Source organism: Brevibacillus sp. HB1.2 (genome assembly GCF_013332495.1).
In the GTDB taxonomy this organism is placed as follows: Bacteria; Bacillota; Bacilli; order Brevibacillales; family Brevibacillaceae; genus Brevibacillus; species Brevibacillus porteri.
The window spans coordinates 576,383-600,410 of sequence record NZ_JABMIU010000001.1 but is presented as its reverse complement, the minus strand read 5'-3'; the positions used below and the strand labels follow the sequence as shown (position 1 = coordinate 600,410).

26 protein-coding genes are annotated in these 24,028 nt (G+C 47.8%); 14 read left to right on the top strand and 12 right to left on the bottom strand.

Translation table 11 applies throughout. The features are described from left to right. Positions 1 to 12 precede the first annotated feature (12 nt). Together HPY28_RS02610 and HPY28_RS02605 are read right to left on the bottom strand one after the other, a co-directional pair. Positions 13 to 702, bottom strand: coding sequence for a class F sortase (locus HPY28_RS02610; RefSeq protein WP_017248176.1), 690 nt, complete (start codon positions 700 to 702; stop codon positions 13 to 15). Positions 703 to 733: 31 nt separating this feature from the next. Further along, a complete protein-coding gene (locus HPY28_RS02605) occupies positions 734 to 952 on the bottom strand; it encodes a hypothetical protein (protein WP_017248177.1) in 219 nt (72 codons plus the stop codon). 150 nt (positions 953 to 1,102) lie between these two features. Between HPY28_RS02605 and HPY28_RS02600 the strand changes: the two genes are divergently transcribed. Genes HPY28_RS02600 through HPY28_RS02590 form a run of 3 tightly spaced genes read left to right on the top strand, consistent with a single transcriptional unit; the run spans position 1,103 to position 3,570 of the window. Further along, the gene (locus tag HPY28_RS02600) at positions 1,103 to 1,450 is read left to right on the top strand and encodes a thioredoxin family protein (RefSeq protein ID WP_017248178.1); all 348 of its coding nucleotides are present in this window, start codon (positions 1,103 to 1,105) and stop codon (positions 1,448 to 1,450) included. A 33-nt stretch (positions 1,451 to 1,483) separates the two neighbouring features. Further along, positions 1,484 to 2,392, top strand: a complete 909-nt coding sequence (locus tag HPY28_RS02595) for an RluA family pseudouridine synthase (protein ID WP_174230039.1) — start codon at positions 1,484 to 1,486, stop codon at positions 2,390 to 2,392. Between the two features lie 59 nt (positions 2,393 to 2,451). Further along, positions 2,452 to 3,570 carry a YheC/YheD family endospore coat-associated protein gene (locus tag HPY28_RS02590; RefSeq protein WP_017248180.1) on the top strand — a complete coding sequence of 373 codons (1,119 nt, stop codon included), beginning with the start codon at positions 2,452 to 2,454 and terminating at the stop codon, positions 3,568 to 3,570. 63 nt (positions 3,571 to 3,633) lie between these two features. On the opposite strand, the gene HPY28_RS02585 is transcribed toward HPY28_RS02590, so the two are convergent. The 3 genes from HPY28_RS02585 to HPY28_RS02575 form a co-directional block, all read right to left on the bottom strand. Further along, the gene (locus HPY28_RS02585) at positions 3,634 to 4,434 is read right to left on the bottom strand and encodes a VOC family protein (RefSeq protein WP_017248181.1); all 801 of its coding nucleotides are present in this window, start codon (positions 4,432 to 4,434) and stop codon (positions 3,634 to 3,636) included. Positions 4,435 to 4,518: 84 nt separating this feature from the next. Beyond that, positions 4,519 to 4,971 (bottom strand): GNAT family N-acetyltransferase, encoded by a 453-nt coding sequence (locus HPY28_RS02580; RefSeq protein WP_017248182.1) that lies wholly within the window; start codon positions 4,969 to 4,971, stop codon positions 4,519 to 4,521. Positions 4,972 to 4,989: 18 nt separating this feature from the next. After that, on the bottom strand, positions 4,990 to 5,481 hold the full coding sequence (locus HPY28_RS02575) for an NUDIX hydrolase (protein WP_174230038.1): 492 nt from the start codon (positions 5,479 to 5,481) through the stop codon (positions 4,990 to 4,992). Positions 5,482 to 5,642: 161 nt separating this feature from the next. On the opposite strand from HPY28_RS02575, the gene HPY28_RS02570 reads away from it, so the two are divergent. Then, entirely contained in the window at positions 5,643 to 7,007 is a 1,365-nt protein-coding gene (locus HPY28_RS02570) for a D-serine ammonia-lyase (RefSeq protein WP_174230037.1), read from the top strand. Between the two features lie 53 nt (positions 7,008 to 7,060). Here the strand turns inward: HPY28_RS02570 and HPY28_RS02565 are convergent, their stop codons facing one another. Continuing rightward, on the bottom strand, positions 7,061 to 7,807 hold the full coding sequence (locus HPY28_RS02565) for a class I SAM-dependent methyltransferase (protein ID WP_174224717.1): 747 nt from the start codon (positions 7,805 to 7,807) through the stop codon (positions 7,061 to 7,063). Between the two features lie 239 nt (positions 7,808 to 8,046). On the opposite strand from HPY28_RS02565, the gene HPY28_RS02560 reads away from it, so the two are divergent. Continuing rightward, positions 8,047 to 8,496 carry a hypothetical protein gene (locus HPY28_RS02560; protein WP_017248186.1) on the top strand — a complete coding sequence of 150 codons (450 nt, stop codon included), beginning with the start codon at positions 8,047 to 8,049 and terminating at the stop codon, positions 8,494 to 8,496. A 29-nt stretch (positions 8,497 to 8,525) separates the two neighbouring features. Here HPY28_RS02560 and HPY28_RS02555 read toward each other — a convergent pair whose 3' ends face one another. From HPY28_RS02555 to trhO, 3 genes are all read right to left on the bottom strand, one after another. After that, positions 8,526 to 9,047 (bottom strand): hypothetical protein, encoded by a 522-nt coding sequence (locus HPY28_RS02555; protein WP_174230036.1) that lies wholly within the window; start codon positions 9,045 to 9,047, stop codon positions 8,526 to 8,528. A 12-nt stretch (positions 9,048 to 9,059) separates the two neighbouring features. Then, positions 9,060 to 10,511 (bottom strand): amidase family protein, encoded by a 1,452-nt coding sequence (locus HPY28_RS02550; RefSeq protein ID WP_174230035.1) that lies wholly within the window; start codon positions 10,509 to 10,511, stop codon positions 9,060 to 9,062. A gap of 162 nt (positions 10,512 to 10,673) precedes the next feature. Further along, positions 10,674 to 11,618, bottom strand: coding sequence for an oxygen-dependent tRNA uridine(34) hydroxylase TrhO (gene trhO / locus HPY28_RS02545; protein ID WP_017248189.1), 945 nt, complete (start codon positions 11,616 to 11,618; stop codon positions 10,674 to 10,676). A gap of 196 nt (positions 11,619 to 11,814) precedes the next feature. Here trhO and dut point away from each other — a divergent pair, with 196 nt between their 5' ends. Continuing rightward, positions 11,815 to 12,351 (top strand): dUTP diphosphatase, encoded by a 537-nt coding sequence (gene dut, locus HPY28_RS02540; protein WP_017248190.1) that lies wholly within the window; start codon positions 11,815 to 11,817, stop codon positions 12,349 to 12,351. A gap of 91 nt (positions 12,352 to 12,442) precedes the next feature. On the opposite strand, the gene HPY28_RS02535 is transcribed toward dut, so the two are convergent. Beyond that, positions 12,443 to 12,745: a DUF3846 domain-containing protein gene (locus HPY28_RS02535; protein ID WP_017248191.1), complete on the bottom strand. Its 303-nt coding sequence runs from the start codon at positions 12,743 to 12,745 to the stop codon at positions 12,443 to 12,445. Between the two features lie 148 nt (positions 12,746 to 12,893). On the opposite strand from HPY28_RS02535, the gene HPY28_RS02530 reads away from it, so the two are divergent. From HPY28_RS02530 to HPY28_RS02505, 6 genes are all read left to right on the top strand, one after another. Continuing rightward, positions 12,894 to 14,039 (top strand): NAD(P)/FAD-dependent oxidoreductase, encoded by a 1,146-nt coding sequence (locus HPY28_RS02530; protein WP_254613046.1) that lies wholly within the window; start codon positions 12,894 to 12,896, stop codon positions 14,037 to 14,039. Between the two features lie 354 nt (positions 14,040 to 14,393). Next, complete coding sequence (locus HPY28_RS02525) at positions 14,394 to 15,407, top strand: sulfate ABC transporter substrate-binding protein (RefSeq protein ID WP_371813438.1); 1,014 nt, start codon at positions 14,394 to 14,396, stop codon at positions 15,405 to 15,407. Positions 15,408 to 15,437: 30 nt separating this feature from the next. After that, positions 15,438 to 16,274, top strand: a complete 837-nt coding sequence (gene cysT, locus HPY28_RS02520; RefSeq protein ID WP_173621636.1) for a sulfate ABC transporter permease subunit CysT — start codon at positions 15,438 to 15,440, stop codon at positions 16,272 to 16,274. Positions 16,275 to 16,286: 12 nt separating this feature from the next. Continuing rightward, the gene (gene cysW, locus HPY28_RS02515; protein ID WP_017248195.1) at positions 16,287 to 17,153 is read left to right on the top strand and encodes a sulfate ABC transporter permease subunit CysW; all 867 of its coding nucleotides are present in this window, start codon (positions 16,287 to 16,289) and stop codon (positions 17,151 to 17,153) included. Further along, complete coding sequence (locus HPY28_RS02510; RefSeq protein ID WP_017248196.1) at positions 17,150 to 18,271, top strand: sulfate/molybdate ABC transporter ATP-binding protein; 1,122 nt, start codon at positions 17,150 to 17,152, stop codon at positions 18,269 to 18,271. The genes cysW and HPY28_RS02510 overlap by 4 nt, the downstream gene beginning before the upstream one ends. 349 nt (positions 18,272 to 18,620) lie before the next feature. Continuing rightward, entirely contained in the window at positions 18,621 to 20,234 is a 1,614-nt protein-coding gene (locus HPY28_RS02505) for an ABC-F family ATP-binding cassette domain-containing protein (protein ID WP_026043048.1), read from the top strand. A gap of 66 nt (positions 20,235 to 20,300) precedes the next feature. Here HPY28_RS02505 and HPY28_RS02500 read toward each other — a convergent pair whose 3' ends face one another. Together HPY28_RS02500 and HPY28_RS02495 are read right to left on the bottom strand one after the other, a co-directional pair. Next, positions 20,301 to 20,486, bottom strand: a complete 186-nt coding sequence (locus tag HPY28_RS02500; protein ID WP_069845267.1) for a hypothetical protein — start codon at positions 20,484 to 20,486, stop codon at positions 20,301 to 20,303. 43 nt (positions 20,487 to 20,529) lie between these two features. Then, a complete protein-coding gene (locus HPY28_RS02495) occupies positions 20,530 to 22,173 on the bottom strand; it encodes a PucR family transcriptional regulator (protein ID WP_174230033.1) in 1,644 nt (547 codons plus the stop codon). Between the two features lie 153 nt (positions 22,174 to 22,326). Between HPY28_RS02495 and HPY28_RS02490 the strand changes: the two genes are divergently transcribed. Together HPY28_RS02490 and HPY28_RS02485 are read left to right on the top strand one after the other, a co-directional pair. Further along, positions 22,327 to 22,524 carry a DUF3311 domain-containing protein gene (locus HPY28_RS02490; RefSeq protein ID WP_026043050.1) on the top strand — a complete coding sequence of 66 codons (198 nt, stop codon included), beginning with the start codon at positions 22,327 to 22,329 and terminating at the stop codon, positions 22,522 to 22,524. Next, positions 22,521 to 24,011, top strand: coding sequence for a sodium:solute symporter family protein (locus HPY28_RS02485; protein ID WP_017248201.1), 1,491 nt, complete (start codon positions 22,521 to 22,523; stop codon positions 24,009 to 24,011). Before HPY28_RS02490 ends, HPY28_RS02485 begins: the two co-directional genes overlap by 4 nt. Positions 24,012 to 24,028 lie beyond the last annotated feature (17 nt).

Genomic DNA, 24,028 nt, shown 5'->3' with positions numbered 1-24,028 from the left:
CAGTCGCCGCAATCATTTGCGAACACTGGGTTTTTCATCTTGCGGTATTGTATCTTGAACAAGTTCGGAAAAGACGACGAGCCTACGAGCATGCTCCTGTGTTTTCTTGTTAAATTTGCCGGAGCAGGTAATCAAATTCAGATGTGAGCTCTCTGCATTTCCGAAAATCTGATCGATGGGGGCTTCGGCTGTCTGGAAGCTTTCTACTCTGCGAACCTGGAAGGTTAGCGTTCTTCCTTTTGCTTCACGCACCGTGATTTTGTCGCCAGGCTTTAGTTTTTTCAGATGGTAAAAAACAGCTGGACCCGTATAATGATCAAAATGACCGGCGATCACTGCATTTCCCTTCATCCCGGGCTTCGTCCATGGCGCCAAAATACCCACGCGATCAAAAGCCTTTGGGACGCCCATTTGCCCATTCGGTAAAACGCCGACCGGTTCTACACGAGCTTGCAGGTTCAGTTTTGGAATATGTAGAAGTGTCGGCATGATTCCGTCTGGAAGAGGAGGGGCAGGAAGGAACGTCGGTTGAGGTGGCAGCGAAGGACCATAAACGGTAACCGTTTGTTTGATATGGATGGGCCCTGCTGGTTTTTGCATGGTATTTACGATTTTGGGAGCTTCGACAGGTTGTTTAGCTGTATGGCCGCAACCGATTGTAACCAAACTAATGAATAGAAGGGACCCGAGCAGTTTTTTCATAGGTCGCAAAGAAAAGGGGGAAGATCCCCCTTTAATTGCTAGCCCCACCCATACCCGTTTTCGGCAAAGCCTTGATATGCACTTTGCCTTTATGTGCTTTGGTTTTCATATGGTGAGCTTTGGTCTTCATATGATGCGCTTTTGTTTGTACCTTGTGGTGTTTTTTGTGACCGTCATGTGTCGCAGCAGATACAGGAATTGCAGTAGTTACCAAGCATGCAACCATCAACAGAGCAGCGAATTTCTTCATGAGTAGCACCTACCTTAAATTTTTTGGGGTTACAACAGATAGGATTTCCGTTTGTTGATTTGTTAGTGCTGGCAATTGTTTCTCCTAAACGTCCCAAACAGCCCGTGCCTGTGGTACACTATTTCCAAATCATTCTGGGAGGAAGATAACATGAGAGAAATTAAGACAGAAGCTGAGTTCGAGCAAGTAATCGCAGCAACCAAGCCAGTCATCGTCAAATTCTTCACGGATTGGTGCCCAGATTGCCATCGCATTGATCCATTTATGCCTGCCGTGGAAGAAAAATACAAAGAACAGCTGGACATGATTGAAGTCAACCGTGACACTCTTCCGGACTTGTCCCAAAAGTACGATGTCTTCGGAATTCCGAGCTTTATTGCGTTCCATAATGGAAAAGAACTGGTTCGCTTTGTTAGCAAGCTCGGAAAAAGTCGTGAGGAGATCGAGCATTTCCTGGACCGTGCTATTCAAGTCAGTAAAGGACTCGAGCAAGCGTAATTGCATCAACATAGAACAGGGAGATAGACAGAAATGTTATTCATGAAAAAAGAAGGGGAATGGCTCGTTGCTCATTTACGAGACAAAGACGATGCTATCCCGATTGGGAACCTGCTGCGCGAAGAGTGGAAGCTGCCTCGCAAGCAGGTCCATCTTTTATTCCAATACAAAGAAATCCTACTGGATGGCGCACCTGTTGCTCAGCATGTTACAGGAAATGCAGGTCAGGAAATTCGCCTGCGGATGTGCAAGCCTGAGCCATTGGGGCTTGATCCGGCTAGTGAAGTTCCCGAGATTTTATACGAGGATGATCATTTGCTCATCGTGAATAAGCCGGTTGGCCTTCTGTTACATCCAACCGAACGATATCATCATGTGACGTTGGATCATCTCGTGTCGGGGCACTTTTTCCGTACAGGTTTGGAAGCAAAAGTTCGCCATATCCATCGGCTGGATCAGGATACGTCAGGCGTCGTTCTGTACGCGAAGCATGCGTGGGCCTCTGCACTATTAGATGAAATGCTGCGTGAGCGCACAATCAAGCGTACCTATGTCGCGTATGTTTCGGGACAAATGTCCAAAGAGCGCGGGAAAATCAATGAGCCCATTGGAAAAGACCGGAATCATGGGACGCGCAGAAGGGTTACACCTAACGGCGATCCAGCGATTACCCATTATCAGGTGAAGGAACGCTTTCAAACAGCTACGAAAGTAGAATGTCAATTGGAGACAGGGAGAACCCATCAAATTCGCGTTCACTTCAGTCATATTGGGCACCCGCTTTTAGGGGATGAACTGTATGGTGGCAAGCGCGAACTCATTAAGCGACAAGCGCTGCACGCAGCAGTGCTCAAAGTTGTGCATCCATTCGGGGGAGAAGTCATCGAAGTCACGGCTCCGTTGCCACTCGATCTGTTTCACTTGGAAAAGAAGCTGAGATAATCGCCATTTGACTACGGACTGAATAAACTGCCAAGGAGGAAACGAGAGAGGGTGGTCTTTTGAAACGACCCATAATCGGCATCTTGACTTGGCGGGAAGGCAAGCGCTTTGCAGAGCCAACCTATTTTCGGCGACTACTCAAGGCTGGACAAGAACTAGGCTGTACCGTTTTCTTGTTTTCACCAAACGATGTGCTTGGAGCAGGGAAGCAGGTGAGAGGGTATGTCCCGGGGAGTAATGGCGGTTGGCAAGCAAGGATTTTTGACCGTCCAGACGCTGTTTTCGACCGATACCGCTATACACCGTCACAAGCGTTTAAGAACTATGTGGCCTTTCGTCGGACGAGTAATTTTTTGTACGCAAACAATCGCTTGGCAAACAAATGGCGTGTGCATGAGGTGCTGCATCGGGACCCCAGAATGCATCGCTGGCTTCCGGAGACACACCTCTACAACCGACAAAGCCTAGTCAACATGCTAGGAAAGCATCCATTGCTCTACGTAAAGCCACTCAATGGAACAGGAGGACGAAACATCTTGTCCATTGAAAAGCGTGGCGACGAACTTCGACTGCTCGGACGGAACAAGCAAAGGGCGAAAGTATCCACAGTAGTAAGAGACAAAGCCGCTGCCCAGAGATGGGTAGAGCGATGGACGAGACAGGAGAAATACATCGTTCAGCAAGGACTTCGTTTGCAACTGGTTCCTTCGCGTGCAGTAGACATGCGCCTCTTGATTCAAAAGAATGGGCAGGGTGAATGGAGCATTACAGGTCATGGAATTCGCGTGGGTCCAGAACGCAGTGCCACCTCTAATCTGCATGGCGGGGGAAAAGCTATCCCTGTTTCGGTATTTCTCCGACCGAAGTTTGGGGAGGAGCGCACTGCACAGATCGTGCATGATTGCGAACAGCTCGCTTTTCAAACAGCGGAAACTCTCGAGGATCATTTTGGACGGATGGTTGAATTTGGACTGGATATTGGCATCGATGTAGATGGTCGCGCTTGGCTGATCGAAGTGAATCCCAAACCAGCTCGGGAAATTTTCCGGGAGATGGGGGCAACGGGGCAGTACAAGAATGCCATTACTCGCCCGCTTGAATACGCCATCTACCTTGCAAAAACACAAGGACGCGAAGGTCGCGAGCCACTTTTGAAGAGAAAGGTCGCCAGAGGATAGCGTGAGAGCAGAACAGCGGTAGTCAGGGACAACATTTGAAGTCCTTGACTGCCGCTGTATTTGTTAGGTGGAGATAGAAAGTGGTAATTGCAATTTACTCGGGATGTCGGGGGCGTAATCGGGTGTATGGATAACAGAAAACGAGTATCCTTCCCGGACGAACGTAAGCTCATGAGCATCCGAATGGAAGAGGACATTACTTTTTTCAAAGCGTCTCCGCACTTTTTGCAGAAACGCTTGGTCAGGTGTTCCAAAAGTGACGTGCATTTTCGGTGGCAACGCTTTCATTGCAATGGGAATCCAGGGCCTGTTTTTCCATGTGGCTACAATATGCGCCGTACCTCCGATGACGAAGTTAAAAATTTCGCCATCCTCATAGGTTTTCAGGCTTATATTCGATTTAAGCCATTGCGTAAAAACAGGCACACTTTCCACAGGACAGCCCACTTCTCGTAAATATAGAATGTGTAGGGGAGTGGATGGCAGGACGACCTCTTCTGACACATACTCGTGGGCAATAATCTCAAGAAGATTCCCGTCTCCATCGCGGAAATACAGGTTCATTCGTCCTTTTTCTTGATCAATGTCATGCCCATCCTCCCATCGAACAAGCAAAAGACCAGATTCTTTGATCTTTTTCGCTGATTCATGAAATAGGGAATAAGGCACTTGAAAAGCAATATGGGCGGGGGAAATCGGCTCATACACTTCTTCAAAGGTTAAACGAAAATCGGGTGTGACTTGAAACGTAATCTGTTTGTCTGATTGAGATGAAATCGGAAAGCCGAGACGGTCTGCGTAAACCTGGTGTACCCCTTGGATGGACACAGTTTTTAAGGTTAATTTAGAAAAATGCGTGATCACCTGGCATCACCTTTTCCTATAAAAAGATAACATAATATAAATTATGTATACTCATTTGGTTCACACTGTTTCTAGACAATCTTCTCAAATATCTTGAGAGAGGCGAACCATATCTACCACTTGAATCCCGTTTTCGTAAATCTCTTCCTCATAATGCCGCAAGAAAAAGTCTCGATCGATCCAATTCATCCGAAAGCCACACTTTTGATAAAGGGCGAGCTGACCCACGCTAGAATTCCCTGTTCCGACCTCGATCGTCTTATAACCGAGAGATTTGGCTACTTCAATGGAATGAAGAACGAGCTTTTTGCCAATGCCCTTGCCTTGATAGGACTCATCGACGGCAACATTCACGAGTTCAATCGTATCCGGTCTGGTTGGAATCAAGACGTAGACCCCTACGATGCTATCCTCCAGAACAGTGACATAGCAGTGACCTCTTTGTAAATAATCTTTCACCAATTTGACAGAGGGGTCAGCCAATAAGAGTAAATCCATTGGTGGTTGTTCCTGTGCGGCAAGCTTGCGAATTTCCATCTGTGTTTCTCCTCCGATTCAAGTTGTTACCGGCTTTGGCAATGGAGCTGTTTCATAGTTGACAACCTGGTTATTTTCGTACGTAAAGGAATGCTGACAAGGGTCAGCTTCTTCCAACATGTATGGTAAAAACATGGGAAGGTTTTCTGGGACGCCAGCATTGTTGGGGTCCAAGATCCACGCTAGCTCTTTCCAGTCAAGTATGCCTTCATCCACTACCTGTGGGGTTTGAGAGCGCTCGTAGTCTTCTGGAAGATGAGCGAGAAATGCATACATACCACCCGTTTCCATTCCATCGACGAGCCAAGAGACAATTCCTTTGTAGCAAGCTTTTTCTAGCAAAATGCCCGTCTCTTCCCGAACCTCGCGAAGAACACTGTCCATTGGAGTCTCACCGTGCTCTAGTTTACCGCCTACGCCATTCCATAGCCCCATCAACGGTGATTTGTTGCGATTCAGCATGAGGATTCCATTTCTATGTTTGAGAAAGCATATGGTATAGCGATACATGTTATCACTTTCCTTTTTGTTACAGTCGACTTCTTTAACGACCATTGTATCAAATGAGTGGATTCATCAGTAATTTTTATTTGGTTTTCCTAAAGAAGTTTCGTACTATTTCGATATAATAACAAAGATGAGTGGAAGGAAGAATAGGGGGCTCGTTCAAGATGGGAAACAATGAAAAGGTGGAAGGACTAACAATGGAGGAGTGGAAAAAGAAATATCCGCTTCTTCCTAACATGATGGAGACGGATGAAGTTTTCTGGACGAACCCTAGCTATGATGAGATCGCAAAAGCAACTCTCTCTGTTACACCAGAGGAAGTCCAGGATGCAGAAGAACGCTTGCGACGCTTTGGCTCGTTCATTCAAGTGGCTTTTCCCGAGACGAGAGAAGCTGGTGGACTGATCGAGTCCCCACTCGTACAGATAAAAGAGATGAAAAAGCACCTAGAGTCTCGCTTTGCGTCGGATATACAGGGGAATCTCTGGTTAAAATGCGACAGCCATTTGCCTATTGCCGGTTCCATCAAAGCGCGTGGCGGCATCTACGAGGTGCTGGCACATGCAGAAGAATTGGCCCAAAAGCATCAGATGCTGCAACCGGACAATGATTATGCCATTTTGGCTTCGGATGCGTTGCGGGAACTGTTTTCCCGTTATTCCATTGCGGTAGGCTCGACAGGAAATCTCGGTTTGAGCATCGGGATTATCAGTGCGAAGCTTGGTTTTCAAGTCACCGTACACATGTCAGCGGACGCCAAAGCATGGAAAAAGGAATTGCTGCGGGCAAAGGGAGTCCAGGTTGTGGAGTACGCATCGGATTACGGAAAAGCGGTGGAAGAGGGCAGGAAGCAGGCAGAAGCCGATCCGAACTGCTATTTCATCGATGATGAGAACTCCAAGCGATTATTCCTCGGCTATGCAGTAGCGGCAAAACGATTGAAAAGGCAACTAGAGGAACAACAAATAAAAGTAGATCGTGATCATCCGCTGTTCGTCTACCTTCCGTGTGGAGTTGGTGGTGGTCCTGGTGGTGTAGCGTACGGGTTAAAGCTCATTTATGGTGATCATGTTCATTGCTTTTTTGCGGAACCAACTCATTCTCCCTGCATGCTGCTAGGGTTAATGACAGGTCTGCATGACAAGGTCTCCGTTCAAGATTTCGGGATAGACAACAAGACAGAGGCGGATGGTCTGGCAGTTGGTCGCCCTTCCCGATTGGTAGGAAAAATGATGGAGGACCTACTGAGTGGCGTGTTTACAGTGGACGACGAGGAACTATACGCTTTGTTACGTGCCTTGCGCGATCACGAATCCATTCGATTGGAGCCGTCTGCATTGGCTGGCATGCCAGGACCTGTTAGATTGTTTCAGCAGGAGACAGGGCGTCACTATTTGGCGAAGCAAGGTCTAACAGAAAAAATGAAAAAGGCGACCCATATCGTATGGGCGACGGGTGGGAGTATGGTGCCGGAGAAAATCCAGGACGAGTACTATGCGCAAGGTCTGGATGAAAATGAAATCGAATAAGAAAACCATAATGTTTATGAAAGCCCGGATCATTCCTCCGGGCTTTTGTTCATTCATTTCAAAGTCTTTTGTGTCTTGAAAATAATAAACGTTGGTCTTCTTACCTCGGAAATCTGATGCGGCTGCAAGAGGAGTCCTTCTGGCGTGCAGGTTGGCTCGATGATCTTTTGCAGGGTAAGCCCCGCTTGGATTAACGTATTGACAGCAGTGGACATGGAGCGGTGGTAAAAAAGGGCCTTTCTGCCGTTCATCATTTGCATTTCACGTTCTCCATCTTCCAGGTAGTTGTCCAAGGGCCAGAAATGCTTCTGTCCTTCTTCGTCGCGTACCCAGCCCTCGACCTTTTTGCGAGCAGTAATATGCGGATGGAGTGTAGAGTAAACGAAATGTCCTCCGTTGCGCAAGGCGCGGCTTACTTTGTTGATCACTTGCTCATAGTCACGAACATAGTCCATGACGAGAGAGCTCGTAATGAGATCGTAGTCATGATCGGCAAGCTCAATGTCCTCCAGGGAGCTTTGTAGATATTGAATGTTCTCATGACTGTTATTCGTCCGGGCATACTCTAACATGTTGTGGGAGAGATCAACACCGATCACTTCTCGTGCTCCTTGCTCCACACAGTACTTGGCAAACTGTCCGCCACCACATCCGAGGTCGAGTACACGCAATCCTTTTAGGGAGGGGAGACAACCCCGAAAGGCAGGCTGTTCGATCAAATCATTCTCCGATTGACCGGACAGACGGAGCTTTTGATAGTCCTGATAAAAATCCAGTTGATCATACAGATTTTGTTTCATCCCTTTTCACCCGTTTTCATTTTTTCTCGGATTCCTATTATGGATAAAAGATGAATAAGATGTCAATTATTCGTTTAAAACGATTGAAAATGAGAGCAGGAGTTTGCTTTTTTTACGAGAATTAGTGAGAGACAACCCATTTTTTGCGATTCCGTCCGCTTTGTTGAGACGGTTTTTTTCTGTAAGAAGATTAGGTTTCGATATTTTTTGGCGAGACTGAAATCGAAGGAGGGATAAATGTGGACCAAATACTTCAACTGATCAAAGATTACTGGCCGATTGCGCTAGGTATCATAATCATTATCATGGCTGCCCAATGGGTGGTGCGAAGTATCATTCGAATTATTTCGCTGGCTGCTATTATTGGTGTTGTGCTCGTGTTGTTTTTCCAATTCAGTCCTGAAGAAGTGATCCAAATGGGACGTCAAGCAGCCGTAGCTACACAGGAAGTCGTCGATAAGACGATTACACCAGTCTTGGACAAAGAGCTTAAGGATGCCGATATTTCCTTCAAGGAAGATGGCACCTATGAAGTGAAGACAACGAGTATTCGTATCGTAGGCAAAAAAGGCGAATCCAAAGCGACTGTTTATTACAAGGATGAGGAATGGGAAGTAAATATCGGTCAATTGAGCAAGCTGTTCCAGGATCGACTCGGTAAAGCGGAGCAAGAAAGCAAAACGATGTAGAGATTGAAAAACGCATGGGCCAAAAGGCCTCATGCGTTTTTTGCTGGATAGGCGAGTACTTCCTTTACCCATGTATCTAGCAGATGCTGATAATCTTCGCTCGTTTTGATTCCGGGAGCTGAGGCAAATTGTTTTTCGAGTGGGAGCGTGAGCAGTTTTTTAGCGAATCTCCTATCGATATCATCTTCATCTTCTAATACTAAATACACGACATCTTCCAAGGAGCGAAAGCTAGTAACGCTATACTCGCTTTCATTCATCATCGTTTGAAAATGACCGTGCCGATATTGACAAAGGATGAAAGTGAAATCTAGGTTGTTTATGATTTCTAAAAATCTGTTCAAAAACGCTGGTTCCACCATGATACACGCTAGCCAATGGTGTGGATCATGAGAGTGGCTGATGTGGAATTCTGGGATAATTTGGATAAATTGCTGCTTTCGTTCAGGACTGGCTTTGTCATAGTAATCATAGTTGAATTTGCGAATGATTTTCTTCAGGTGTTTGAAAGGGATTGCTGTGCCAATAAAAAGTCCGTAATATCGGTTCATTCTGTGCTTCCTTTACGCTTTCGTCATATTCGGAGCTACACGTAGTCGAGTTGCTTGCTCGTAAGCGTAGGCCAGGCGAAGTAGAGTAGGTTCCTGGAATGCCAATCCGGTCAGCATGATGCCAAATGGCTTGCCCGCGGAAGTATAGCCAGCTGGAACCGTAATCGAAGGGTAACCAGCTTTGGCAGGGATAGCATAACCCGTACTGCCGGGGTACAAGAGGGCATCGAGTTCGTGCTCCTTCATAACAGCATCAAGACCTTGTTTCTGTGACATTTCCAAATCGAATAGGCGATTAGCCAGATACTCCGGCTCAGTCAGTGTACCACTTGTTTGCTCGGATTCTTCCAGCAGCTCTTGCCCGTAAAGCAGGGCTTGTTCCTCATGTGCCCGATTAAAAGCAATGACATCCTGTAAGGAGCGGATTGGGGAGGAGGCTGGTAAGGTTTTTAAGTACGCATTTACCCCAACCTTGAATTCATGCACGAGCACATGTATGTCCCATTCGGCATTTTCTGTCGGAATGGTGACCGCATCTATGACAGTTGCGCCAGCTTCTTTGAGTTTTTCAATAGCTGCTTCATACAAGGCGATTTCGTCGGCTTCACACTCAGCCAAAAAGCTGGAGCGTACAACGCCGATGCGTGCGCCCCGCAATCCATCTGCATCGAGGAAGGTGAGGTAATCGGTATACGCGAGACCCTCGCTTTTTCCAGTCACCGGATCATTTGCATCTATACCAGTAAGCGCACCAAGCAAAATAGCTGCATCTGTCACGGTTCTCGCTATCGGTCCGGCTGTGTCTTGGCTATGGGAAATCGGGATGATACCGGAACGGCTGATTAAGCCAACAGTAGGTTTGATTCCCACGAGTGAATTCTGCTCGGCTGGGTGGAGAATCGACCCGGAAGTCTCAGTACCGACTGCCACAACGGCAAAACCTGCGGCAATACCAGCAGCTGAACCTGAGCTAGACCCGCCGACATCGAGTACACCAGGCCCGTATGGGTTCAACACTTGTCCACCACGCGAGCTGTAGCCATCTGGCATGTTATTGGAGACAAAGTTAGCCCATTCCGTCAGATTGGTTTTCCCTAAAAGGACGGCGCCCGCCTCTCGGAGCCTAGTCACAACAAATGCGTCCGCAGAGGCAAACGAATCAGCCAAAGCTAGAGCTCCAGCTGTCGTGTGCATCTTGTCAGATGTCGCAATGTTATCCTTGATCAGCACAGGGATTCCGTGAAGCGGCCCGCGACTGCCAGACACCGCTCGTTCCCGATCCAGTGACTCTGCGATCGCCAGTGCATCTGGATTCAGTTCACAAATGGCATTGATTCGGATGCCTTGTTTGTTGTAGGTGGCAATCCGCTGTAAAAAGGCGAGAGTCAGTTCCCGCGAAGTCGTAGTTCCAGCTGTCATTGCAGCTTGCCATTCGAGAATGCTTGTTTGATGAATCAATGACATGATTTATCCCCTTTTTCGAATGATTTGATTTTTATTATAGTACCAAATTCAGGCAAAAGGGAGAAGGGATGGAAAAGGGAGGAAGAGAAGGGTGAGCCTTTTGCCTATAAAAAAACAAGCTGACTCTACGTAAGAATCAGCTTGTTCGGTCGTGTATGCTGTTTAAGCGTTTGATCCAGCAGCTGCTAGCTTTGCTTTTTCTTCTGCTTCTACATAACGGTTGCGAGGGTGCTCGCGGCATTCGTCGGAGCAAGAACGCTTGAATTTTGTCTCACATTCTGGGCAGCAGAAGTGCTGCTTGTTGCAGAATGGGTTGGCGCAGTTGAGATAGCGGTCTTCCACAGTACCGCAGTAGTGGCAGCGTCCAATCACGACGTCTTCTTCGGTATGGTTGATCGGAATAGAGATACGCTCGTCAAATACGTAGCATTTTCCATCCCACAGACGCCCTTGGACTTCTGGATCTTTTCCATACGTGACAATTCCGCCCTCAAGGTGGTAAACATTTTCAAAACCTTGTTGCAGCAAGACACCTGTCAGCTTTTCGCAACGAATACCGCCTGTGCAGTAGGTGAGGACTTTTTTATCCTTGAACTGGCTCATGTTTTCACGAATCCACTCAGGGAACTCTCGGGATGAATCCACTTCTGGGCGAATCGCACCACGGAAATGTCCCAAATCGTATTCGTAATAGTTGCGACCGTCAAGGATCACGACGTCTTCTTCCTGCATCATTTCGTGCCATTCTTTTGGGTTCAGATAGGTGCCGACTAGTTCATTCGGATTAACATCTTCCTCCAAACGCCAGGTTACGAGCTCCTGTTTCGGGCGCACAAACATTTTTTTGAATGCATGCTCTTCCGACTCATCTATTTTAAACCACATATCACTAAAACGTGGATCTTTTCGCACATATTCCATGTAGGCGTCGGTTTGTTCAATCGTGCCGGATACGGTTCCATTAATGCCCTCCGGAGCTACGATAATTCGCCCTTTCAGCCCGTTATCCTTGCAAAATTGCAAGTGCTCGGCTGCGTACTCCTCATAATTTTCAATAGGAGTATACTTGTAATACAACAAAATGCGATATGGTTTTTGTACTTGCAAGGTACAATTCCACCTTTCTTTTCAATTGTGATTTTAGATGCAACGGTGATTATATCACATTCCATTGTTAAAAGCGCTGAAAAAGAAAGGGATTTGTGAGGTTTTTATGAAAATCGGTGCTTCTTGCTGGAAGTGGACGCATCCTGTACACTATGAATGTTAATCAGCTGAAACGCTATAGAGGAGAGACCATTACATGAACATGACAAATGAGCGCCTGGTTACACAGGTGAAAATTAAAAAGCTCCACCAAGACGCCGTGATCCCAGCGTACGCGAGAGCAATGGACGCGGGCTTTGATCTGGTCGCGGTAGAGGATACATTGATTGCCCCTGGCCAATCTGCAAAAGTTCCAACTGGCTTGGCGTTCGCGCTTCCAGAAGGATTTGAATTGCAAGTGCGCCCTCGCTCCGGGATCAGTGCAAAAACAAAGCTGCGCTTGTCCAATGCACCAGGGACTGTTGATGCAGGCTATCGCGGTGAAGTATGTGTCCTGATCGATAACATTCGAATCGCATCCGGAAAAAGTGGCAAGGTATGTCTGGGCGCTAGCGAAAACGAAGTAACCGTTGAACAAGAAGTCGATGCACATAGCTACTTGATCAAAAAAGGCGACCGGATTGCACAGGGCGTCATTGCAATCGTTCCAGTCGCACAGTTCGAAGTAGTCGATGAGCTGGATGAAACAGAAAGAGGAGCGGGCGGCTTCGGCAGCAGCGGTATCAAGAGCTAGTTCTATCGAGTAAAAATACAAGACCCCTGATCATCAGCCGTGTAAATGGACGTAAGCTGATCCGTCAGGGGTCATTGTTTTGATCAAATCCTCATCCTTTGGCGGATAAAAACTGGTCGATTCTCGAAAGATCGTCAGCTGTCAGCGAACGTCCATTTGCTTTGACGAATACGCAAGGTCCATAGACCCAGTCTAAAAAACCATCTGATGTGATGGGGAAATTGTTCGCTTGTACCCCGCGGGCATCTTCATTCACAACGAGAGAGATACCCTCTAGATGATCATCTTCCACTACCTCATAATCACCATCCACCAGATCCTGTAGTTCATCCGTCCCAGCGATTTCTCGAACAACTGCATTTTCATGCGGAAGCTTTACGTATACCGTAGTCAAGCGCAATCACTCCTTCTGACACCCATCATAACGTATCACCAATGAATTGTGCGATAGGGGAGCGGATGCCTGTCGGCGTGTTGGTTATCCTATGGTTGAGAATTGAAGTAACGTCCGTATTGATACTTTCGCCTGAGGGGACTTGCTGATGATATTCGTGACCGGAAAACTGTATTGGCCAGAAACATTGCCAGCGCCACCCCTATATCCCGCTCTGACCGAGGACGTGAAGTGTGACGTTCTGATCATTGGTGGCGGTGAGGCAGGAGCACTCGTTTCCTATTATTTGAAGCAGCATGATGTGGATGTCATCCTCGTGGATAAACGGCGGGTGAGTGGGGGCAGCAGCAGCGCTAACACCGGTTTGTTGCAAATATGCAACGATAAAACGTTAACAGCCTGTATCCATTCGTTCGGTGAGCAAAAAGGAGTTCGTTTTTACGAACTGACGCGGCAGGCGGTTGATGAATTGGAAAACATCTCTGGGCAGCTAGATCAATCTCCAGATTACATAAGACGTGACAGCTTGTATTATGCCAGTGAACCAGCTGATGCAGAGAGCTTGCGGACAGAGTACCAGTTATTGAGGAAGTTTGGCTTTCCAGTCACCTATTTGGAGCGACCGGATATAGAGAAGCGATTCTCTTTTTCGCGGGCAGGGGCTATTTATTCCAAGGGAGATGCGGAGCTCAATCCGTACAAATTTGCCAACGGTGTGATCGCCCACTCTGTGAAAAAAGGGATGCGTGTTTACGAAAACACGGAAGTCGTGCATCAAAAAGTGCAGGACGGAGGGCTTTTGGTCTACACCAATAATGGGTACACAATCAAGTGCAGGCGTGCCGTGTTTGCCACTGGCTACGAAGCACAATCCATGAAGCGCAACGCCAACGCTGTGATTTCCAGCTCGTTTTCCATCGTGACCAATCAAGTCGATGCATTTCCAGGTTGGCCGCAAGCATGTTTAATCTGGGAAACAGCCCGTCCCTATTTGTATATCCGTACTTGTTCGGAAGGGAGAATCATTGTCGGAGGACTGGATGAGCCGTTGAACGACTTACAAAAGAAGGAGGCTTCCAGTCTGAAAAAGCGGGATCATTTGCTCGCAAAGATTCAAGAGTTATTTCCAGAGATTCCAATGCGAGCCGAATATTATTGGGGAGCGACTTTTGTCGATACCCATGACGGACTCCCGCTTTTTGGGGAGCAGGAACTATCCGCATTGCTTGTTCACACTAGGCTACGGTGGGAACGGAACCGTCTATTCGACTATCGGCGCGCAAATTATCAGTGATCTGATTACCAAAGGAAGTCATTCGGACGCCGATCTTTTTGCTTTTGACCGGATAAAATATGCCAGTGTCACAGTCTGATCGAAAAAGCTTTCCCATTCAACGGGAAGGCTTATTTTTTTGAAAATGTCAGAACGGGCGGGCCCAAATTTGTTGGATGGGCAAGTAACATTTGAACGTGGCCTACCTGCCTAGCATAGGGTAGATGGAAATATCGTTGACAGGAGTAAAAAGGCAGGTATAATCTTCAATAACAGAGTATTCCGAGTAAAATACTATAGATTAGAAGAGGAGTGAAGGTGAGCTGTATGAAAACCACGAAAGGCAAGGTCCAGTCGATCCTGCAACGCGTAGGAATGGTTGCTATGGCAGCTGCTTTGGCAGGCTGCTCGGCTGCTGCACCAGCAGAAACAGTTAATGGAGCGGTGGGCAGCAACTCTACGGTAGAGCTGCTCAATGTTTCCTACGATCCGACGCGAGAGTTTTACCAAGATATCAACAAGGAGTTTGCCTCAGAGTGGCAACAAAAGACTGGTCAAACCGTGACTATCAAGCAATCACATGGCGGTTCAGGCAAGCAATCCCGCTCCGTCATCGATGGTTTGGAAGCAGATGTAGTCACCCTTGCCCTCGCTTATGATATTGACGCGATTGCCGAACGCGGTCTGATTCCTGCCGATTGGCAAAAGAAACTCTCGGACAACAGCTCGCCTTACACCTCCACGATTGTGTTTCTCGTGCGCAAAGGCAATCCGAAGCAAATCAAAGATTGGGATGATTTGATCAAGCCTGGTATATCCGTGATCACACCGAATCCGAAAACGTCTGGGGGAGCTAGATGGAATTACTTGGCTGCCTGGGGTTATGCCTTGAAGACAAATGGTGGGGATGAAGCGAAGGCACAAGAATTCGTTGCACAATTGTTTAAAAATGTACCCGTCCTCGATTCTGGGGCACGTGGTTCGACCACTACGTTTGTCGAGCGTGGCATTGGGGATGTGCTAATTGCGTGGGAAAACGAAGCGTATCTCGCTGTCAATGAACTAGGGAAAGACAAGTTTGAGATTGTGAATCCGTCCCTGAGCATTTTGGCTGAACCACCTGTAACCATCGTTGACAAATACGCTGACAAGCACATGACAAAAGAAGTAGCAGAAGCATACCTCCAGTTCCTGTATACCAAAAAAGGCCAAGAGCTCGCAGCCAAGCATTACTACCGCCCTCGTTCGCAGGAAGTGCTCCAAGCACATACACCTGCATTCCCTGACATCCAATTGTTTACCATCGATGAGTTATTTGGTGGTTGGACGAAAGCACAAAAGACTCATTTTGCAGATCAAGGCGTCTTCGATCAACTTTATAAACCATAGACGTACACTTTCCTCAGAGGAGTTACCTTCATGAGAAAATCATTCCGCAACAGAGGGTTTTTGCCAGGCTTTGGCATGACCATGGGCTATACAATCATCTACTTGAGTCTTCTGGTGCTGATCCCTCTGTCTGTCTTGTTTTTAAAAGCTTCGGCGATGAGTTGGGAGCAATTCATAGGGACGATTATGGATACGAGGGTCCTTGCCTCTATTCGTGTGAGTATTATGACTTCTCTTTTCGCGGCTTGTCTCAATGCGGTGTTTGGTGTCTTGGTAGCATGGGTGTTGGTACGCTATCAGTTTGCGGGGAAGCGGATCATTGACGGCATAGTTGATCTGCCATTTGCTTTACCTACCGCGGTAGGCGGGATTGCCCTGACTTCTATTTACGCTGAAAATGGCTGGATCGGGCAGTACCTGGCGGAGTGGGGGATCAAGGTAGCGTACACTCCCATCGGTATATGGGTTGCACTGACATTCATCGGTCTTCCTTTTGTCGTCAGAACGGTCCAGCCTGTGTTGCAGGATTGGGATTTGCAAATGGAGGAAGCGGCGGCTACGTTGGGAGCTACTCGATGGAACACATTTTGGCGGGTGGTTTTGCCGCATCTGTTACCGGCGATCATTACGGGTTTTGCGCTCGCCTTTGCTAGAGCACTGGGTGAGTATGGCTCCGTTGTTTTCATCTCCGGGAACATGCCGTTGAAAACAGAAATTGTGCCCCTCTTGATTATGACCAAGCTGGAACAGTTTGATTATGCGGGCGCTACGGCAATTGCAACGGTCATGCTAGTGATTTCCTTTGTCATGCTGTTGGTCATCAACTACTTGCAATGGAAAATCAATAAATTCGATGCGGCCCGTTAGGAGGTATCACGTATGAAGCATTTGACGGAGCCGGCCTATATCCGATGGACACTGATTATCGTGGCCTTGCTCTTCCTCGGCTTGTTTTTGATCCTACCGCTAGTAGCTGTTTTTACAGAAGCGTTTCGGCAAGGGGCGGAGGTGTTCGTGGCGTCCATTACAGAGGAGGAAACATTATCCGCTGTCAAGCTCACCCTGCTTGTCGCTGCCATTAGTGTACCGCTGAATGTGACGTTCGGGATCGCTGCAGCATGGGCAATAGCCAAGTTTTCGTTCCCGGGAAAAAATGTGTTGCTTACGTTGATTGACTTGCCATTTGCTGTATCTCCAGTCATTGCGGGCCTTATCTTTGTCCTCTTGTTTGGGAGTCAAGGTGTGGCGGCGCCCTTGCTTGCGGCATGGGACTTACAAATCATTTTCGCAGTTCCCGGTATCGTGCTCGCGACCACCTTTGTTACCTTCCCGTTCGTCGCTCGTGAACTGATTCCGGTCATGGAAGCACAGGGAAGAGACGAGGAGGAAGCAGCAGTCTCGCTCGGAGCAAGCGGCTGGAAAACATTTTTACGCGTCACGCTGCCAAACGTAAAATGGGGACTCCTGTACGGGGTCATTTTGTGTAATGCCCGCGCCATGGGTGAATTCGGGGCAGTATCCGTCGTTTCCGGTCATATCCGTGGCATGACCAATACGCTCCCGTTGCATGTGGAGATTCTCTACAACGAATATCAATTCGCTGCTGCCTTTGCGGTAGCCACCTTGCTTGCTGCCTTAGCCTTGGTGACGCTTATTCTGAAAAGCTTGATCGAGTGGAAAACCGAGCGGCAAGCAAAGCTGGATGAGGAACAACACTACGACGTGACAGGAGAGAGAGCCGGATGAGTATCGAGGTAGTGAACATTACGAAGTCATATAAAAGCTTTACGGCGCTGAAAAATGTGAATCTGCATATCCCGGAAGGCGAACTCGTAGCACTTCTCGGGCCTTCCGGATCGGGAAAGACGACGCTTTTGCGTCTCATCGCTGGACTGGAACAACCGCAGGAGGGAAGCATCCTCTTTCACGGAGAGGATAATACGAATCGCGACGTGCGCGAGCGGCAGGTTGGATTTGTATTTCAGCATTACGCCTTGTTTCGGCATATGAACATTTTTGACAACATTGCGTTTGGGTTGTCCGTTCGCTCCCGCAAAACACGACCGAGCAAGGAGGAAATCAGTGAAAAGGTTCATTCGCTGTTAAAGCTCGTTCAGCTAGAAGGTCTCGCACATCGCTATCCCTCACAGCTATCCGGTGGTCAGCGCCAACGTGTCGCATTGGCGAGGGCATTGGCAGTGGAACCAAAATTTTTGCTGCTGGATGAACCGTTTGGCGCTTTGGATACGAAAGTGAGACAGGAGCTGCGTCGCTGGCTCCGTCATCTGCACGGGAAGCTCGGGCTGACGATTCTGTTCGTCACGCACGATCAGGAGGAAGCGATGGAATTGGCGGATCAGGTAGTTGTGATGAATGAAGGGCGAGTGGAGCAGGTAGGATCGCCCGAAGAAATTTATCACCATCCGGCGAATCCGTTTGTGTACAGCTTTCTGGGGCGGGTCAATTTGTTTCACGGACGAATCCAAAATGGCAAAATCAAGCTCGGCGAAGCAGAGTTCGAGACAGATTGGAAGGATAAAGCGGTGGAGGCTCCCGCTGTTGGATACATGCGACCACATGATGTAGAGATATCGTTGCGACCGCCAGAGGGGAAGTCTGCCAGATCTGTTCAGGCCGAAATTAACCATATTTCGCTCTTGGGTCCGATCGTTCGCCTGGACCTGAAACGTTTGGACACGGATGAAGTTTTTGAGGCAGAGATGAGCAGGCAGCGTTTTATGGAGTTGAACGTAGAAGAGGAGAGCATTGTGTATGTGACGTTGCACAATGTATCGATCTATGTGGATTCACAGCCTCTACAGACACATCGCCCTTCCCTCGTTCCGTTGCAGGCCAGTGTTTGATCCGATTGATTGCAAATAAACCGGTCTGCATTTGCCGCAGGCCGGTTTTTGCTGGAGGCACTCTCTACTCACCACGTTGCTTGGAGCGTGTCTGTTCTTTGCTAATTGTGTTCGATCTACGGGTTTGCGAAGGGTTTTCTTTCTTTCCCATCTCATTTTTGACACCGTTTTGCTTGGACATTTCTTTGCCTCCTTCCCATTGGATTGCCATGGTAGTTTTCCCTGTGAAAAGGATTTTCATGAATCAAGTGATTTTTGCTGTGTGCGAAATCGTTTACCTTTTGCAAAATGAGGTCATCTCTGGTAAGATAAGTGTTTGAACGATTCAAAAAAGGCAGGTATTGCGACGATGATAAGCACTCAGAACGTGACGCTGCGCTACGGTAAGCGCGCACTGTTTGAAGATGTATCCATTAAGTTTACCCCAGGTAACTGTTACGGCCTCATCGGTGCGAACGGTGCAGGGAAGTCTACCTTCGTGAAGATCCTCTCCGGAGAGATCGATCCGACGAGTGGTCACGTTTCGGTGACACCGGGCGAGCGTATCGCTGTATTAAAGCAGAACCACTTTGAATTCGACGAGTACGAAGTGTTGAAAACGGTAATTATGGGCCACAAGCGCCTGTTCGAGATCATGGAAGAGAAGACCGCTCTCTACATGAAAGAAGATTTCTCTGAGGAAGACGGCAATCGCGCGTCCCAATTGGAGGGAGAATTCGAAGAGCTGAACGGCTGGATGGCCGAAGCAGATGCAGCTAGCTTGCTGATCGGTCTTGGAATCCCGACTGACTTGCACGACAAGCAGATGAAAGACCTCTCTAGTACGGAGAAGGTACGTGTTCTGTTGGCGCAAGCCCTGTTTGGTAATCCACACATCCTGCTTCTCGATGAGCCTACGAACCACTTGGACATCGAGTCGATTCGTTGGTTGGAAAACTTCCTGGCGGATTATGAAAACACCGTCATCGTTGTATCCCATGACCGTCACTTCCTGAACAAGGTGTGTACGCACATTGCGGATATTGACTTTGGCAAAATCCAAATGTACGTGGGTAACTACGACTTCTGGTACGAATCCAGCCAATTGGCACTGAAAATGGTTCGTGACCAGAATAAGAAGAAAGAAGAAAAAATGAAGGAACTGCAAGAGTTTATTGCGCGTTTCTCTGCGAATGCTTCCAAGTCCAAGCAGGCGACTTCGCGTAAAAAGCTGTTGGAGAAAATTACGTTGGAAGACATTCGTCCTTCCAGCCGTAAGTATCCGTTCATCAACTTCAAGCCAGAGCGTGAAGCGGGTAAAAACCTCGTAGCCATCGAGGGCTTGAGCAAGACGATTGAAGGCGAAAAACTGTTTGAAAACCTTCACCTCACCATCAACAAAGGGGACAAAGTTGCTTTTGTCGGACCAAATGAGCTGGCGAAAACAACCTTCTTCCAAATTTTGATGGGCGAAGTTCAGCCTGATAGCGGTTCTTTCGAATGGGGCGTTACGACTTCCCAAGCGTACTTCCCAAAAGACAATTCGGAGTACTTTAGCTCCGATTTGAGCCTGGTTGACTGGCTGCGCCAATACTCCAAAGATCAAGACGAGACATTCATTCGTGGATTCCTCGGTCGCATGCTGTTCTCTGGAGATGAAGCGCTGAAAAAGTCAAACGTATTGTCCGGGGGAGAAAAAGTTCGTTGCATGCTGTCCAAGATGATGCTGGCGAGTGCCAACGTACTGATCATGGACGAACCGACGAACCACTTGGATTTGGAATCCATTACTGCATTGAATAACGGCTTGATTGAGTTCGACGGTACACTTCTGTTTGTATCTCATGACCACCAGTTCGTTCAAACCATTGCGAACCGGGTCATTGAGTTCACGCCGAAGGGTGTCATTGATAAAATGATGACATATGACGAGTACCTGGAGAGCGATGAAATCAAACGCCTGCGTGATGAGCATTACGCGTAAGCTGCCTACGCACATATAAAAAGCCCTTGGCTTCGCACAAATCGTGTAGAAGTCAGGGGCTTTTTCTCATGTTACGGGGTTTTCCACAAACTCGATTTTAGTAAGGAAGGCTTCCTTGCTCGAGAAAATGACGCGCTCTTTTCGGGGGGAAGTAAAGAACACCACGATATACTGGTCATCTATGTATTCTACCGTGCCTCGTTTCTTTGGTCTCTGTATCGTCTTCACGGGTTTATTCAACCATTCATTCATCTGTTGTTCCTCCTACCTGGCTTTCCTATTCATTATACCAAGATTAAAGGCGATGCCCAATGACATGTGCAGTTATGGCGATGCGCAGAAGCATTTGATCGTGCCCGTTTTCCGCATTCAATCCAGTCCACTCTCGGATGAGCTGGATGCGGTATTTGATTGTATTTTTATGGACATACAAACGACGCGCGGCTTCCGCGTAATTCCCATCCGCTTGCAAAAACACTTGCAAGGTTTGCAAGAGCTGTCCGTTTTTTTCTCGATCATAGCTTTGAATTTTGCCCAGACATTCTTCTGCAAACGTTTGGGCTTCTGTCGCTGGATCGTTTGCATACATGATTCGCTCAAGTCCTAAGTCGTGGTAGCTTTTGATGTGAAGAGAAGAGACGTTGGCTGGGGTTGTAGAATGGAGAGCAGTTCGCAAGCTGATCAGCGCTTCCCGATAACTACGAACGATGCCTTCTCGCTCAGGATGATATCGCCCAATTCCTGCAAAGACGGGTTGATCCAATTGCTTGGTGACCGTCTTTAAGCACTGTTCCTGCAGCCATTGCGAGAGCGGTTCAGTGGGGGCATGAATAGGCATAGGCACGAGCAAGAGGACACGATTTTCCTGATCCAAACCATACAGAATCGCCTCATTTGAGGAAAAAAAGCTGTGCAACGCGTTCAGAAGATGATGGTTTTCTTGCCAAAGTTCCATGCCGGTTTTGTCATGAGGGGAGGAGCTTACGATCATCGCGATATAGTGATCGGACAACTCCCAGCCAACTTCATCCGCCTTTCGCATGAGCATTTCATGTGAGACGATCTGGCCACTGACGAGTTGTTGCAAAAAATCATTGCGAAAACGCTGGAATGTTTCCTGGATGGCTCGTTGTCGCTGCATTTCAAGTGACAAGAGGGCAGCACTTTGCTCGATGGCGACTTTTTCCCACGCGTAAAGATCACGCTCCCGCTGTCCAATGATGATGGTTCCCTGCACGATTTGGTCGTGGAGAAGCCACCGGACATGGATGCCTTCTTTTTGTCTGCTAAGAGGCTCTTGCGTTAGTCGAATTGGGGCGCGTTGACCGTATAGCTTGTCCAATGAATCATCGCCTGGGAACGAACCAAGCAAGGAATCCCATTTCCATTTATGCTGGGGGACATGGATGGATACAGGAGCATCAAGGGTATCGGACAGTAAATCTGTCAAAGTAGAAATCGGAGCTCCTCCCGTTAAATAGTGATGAAACCGTTCATAAATGGCATGGGTTCTGTCCAGCTCGATGCGCTGTTTGTCATTGATGTATTGAACGACTGGCACGATGACATCCGACCAAGCTTTATTCATCGGAAAGGACAGGATGGGAAATGCCTTTTTCGTAGCGTGGGAGAGAACGGCTTCAGGAAGGTCCTCGATGTACCGACCTAATTTGATGGCAAGCCCGGGGGTGCCGATGGTGACTAGCTCATCGATGAGTGTTATCAGCCGTTTCGTACATGTTTTTTGCTGAGAGAGAAATGGAAAGCCTGTCGTCAGAACGAATTCACCAGCACGCAGCCACCTGTGGCCATCGGGAGAATCAAACGAGGTGACGCCCAGCAGTTCATTCTCTAAAGAGTCCGCGCCTGCAAGCACTGACGATTCATCAAAGCCACCAACTAGTATGAGCTCACGGACAGTAATCATTACGCTCACCATGCTTTCATCATCTTTTAGCTACTTGTACAAAACACCGTTCCATTTTCTAGTCATGTGAACAAAGGAAGTATTTGAATTTTTAGATAATAATAATGTACATGTCCAGGATGTGTACAGGCAATGGGACAAATCGAGCAAACTGGGGGGAGTCGTATGAAAGCGAGGGATTGGCTAGGAGTACTGCCGTTCATTGGGATGCTAGGAGGAATTCCGTTTGTGAATCGGGTAGAGCCTTACGTATTAGGCATGCCGTTTGTCCTATTTTGGATCGTTCTCTGGGTTGTCTTAACTTCCGTCATCATGGCATTCCTCAACAAAATCGACCCTGCTACGAAGGAGGACGGCCAATGAATATTGCCTTGATCATTATTTTTGCCTTTTTATTGCTGTCCTTCTACTCCGGTATTCGTGCGCAACGAGGGAAAGACATGAATATGGAACAATGGACCGTTGGCGGCAGAGGATTCGGTTCGATCTTTATTTTCTTGCTGGTAGCAGGCGAGATTTATACGACATTCACCTTTTTGGGAGGCAGTGGTTGGGCGTACTCTAAAGGGGCACCTTCTTATTACGTTCTCTCTTACATTTCCCTCGCCTATGTCATTTCCTACTGGCTCTTGCCGCCCATTTGGCGGTATGCCAAAGAGCACAAGCTCGTCTCCCAATCCGATTTTTTTGTAAGCAAATACAATAGCCCGATACTCGGCATTTTGGTCGCAGCGGTCGGAGTCATTGCGATTATTCCGTATCTCGTCCTCCAATTCAAAGGCTTGGGGATCATCGTGTCGGAAGCATCCTATGGCTCGATTTCACCTGCTGCTGCGATATGGATCGGAGTCATTGCTGTGACCATTTACGTCATGATCTCAGGAATTCACGGTTCGGCTTGGACGGCTGCGATCAAGGACATCATGATTTTCTTTGTCGTCGTTTTCCTCGGGCTTTACCTTCCGTTTCATTATTACGGGGGTATCCAACCGATGTTTGAAGCCGTGCAAGCTTCCAATCCTGGTTTCTTGACGTTCCCTGAGGAGGGATTAAGTATTTCCTGGTATATTTCAACGGTGCTGGTCACGGTGTTCGGATTTTACATGTGGCCGCATACGTTCGGTTCCGTGTTTTCAGCGAAAAATGCAAATGTGTTCCGCAAAAATACGATCATGCTGCCGCTCTATACCTTGATGTTGTTGTTTGTGTTCTTTGTCGGCTTTACGGCGATTCTGCAAGTGCCCGGATTAAAAGGGGCGGACGGTGATTTGTCCTTGCTCCGTCTGTCGTTGCAAACATTCGATCCGTGGGTAGTCGGGATCATTGGAGCAGCAGGCTTGTTAACTGCGCTCGTACCAGGCTCCATGCTATTGATGACAGGGGCGACGCTCTTGGCGAAAAATGTGTACAAAGTCATGGCTCCGCACACATCTGACGCACAAATCGCCCGCATTGCCAAATGGTTAGTGCCTGTCATCTCGTTGATCTCGCTGTATTTTGCAATGAGTGGGGGAGATACGCTCGTAACGCTGTTATTAATGGGCTACAGCTTGGTCACACAGTTATTCCCGGCATTGCTTTTTAGTCTTCCTGCCAAGCCGTGGGTAAATAAATACGGTGCGTTTGCCGGGATTTTATGTGGGGTGTCAACTGTTGCGTATGTGACGATTTTCCAAGTGACGATAGCGACTATGCTTCCGAATTGGCCAGCCGTTGTCAAAGACTTGAACATTGGTGTCGTGGCATTGCTAGTCAATCTCGTCGTGATGTTTACTGTGACGTTTTTGACGAAGAATCTTTTTGCACTCAATCGTCATGCGGCAAACACAGAAGGGACACCCACTCTTTAATACTCATTTCCTAAAGG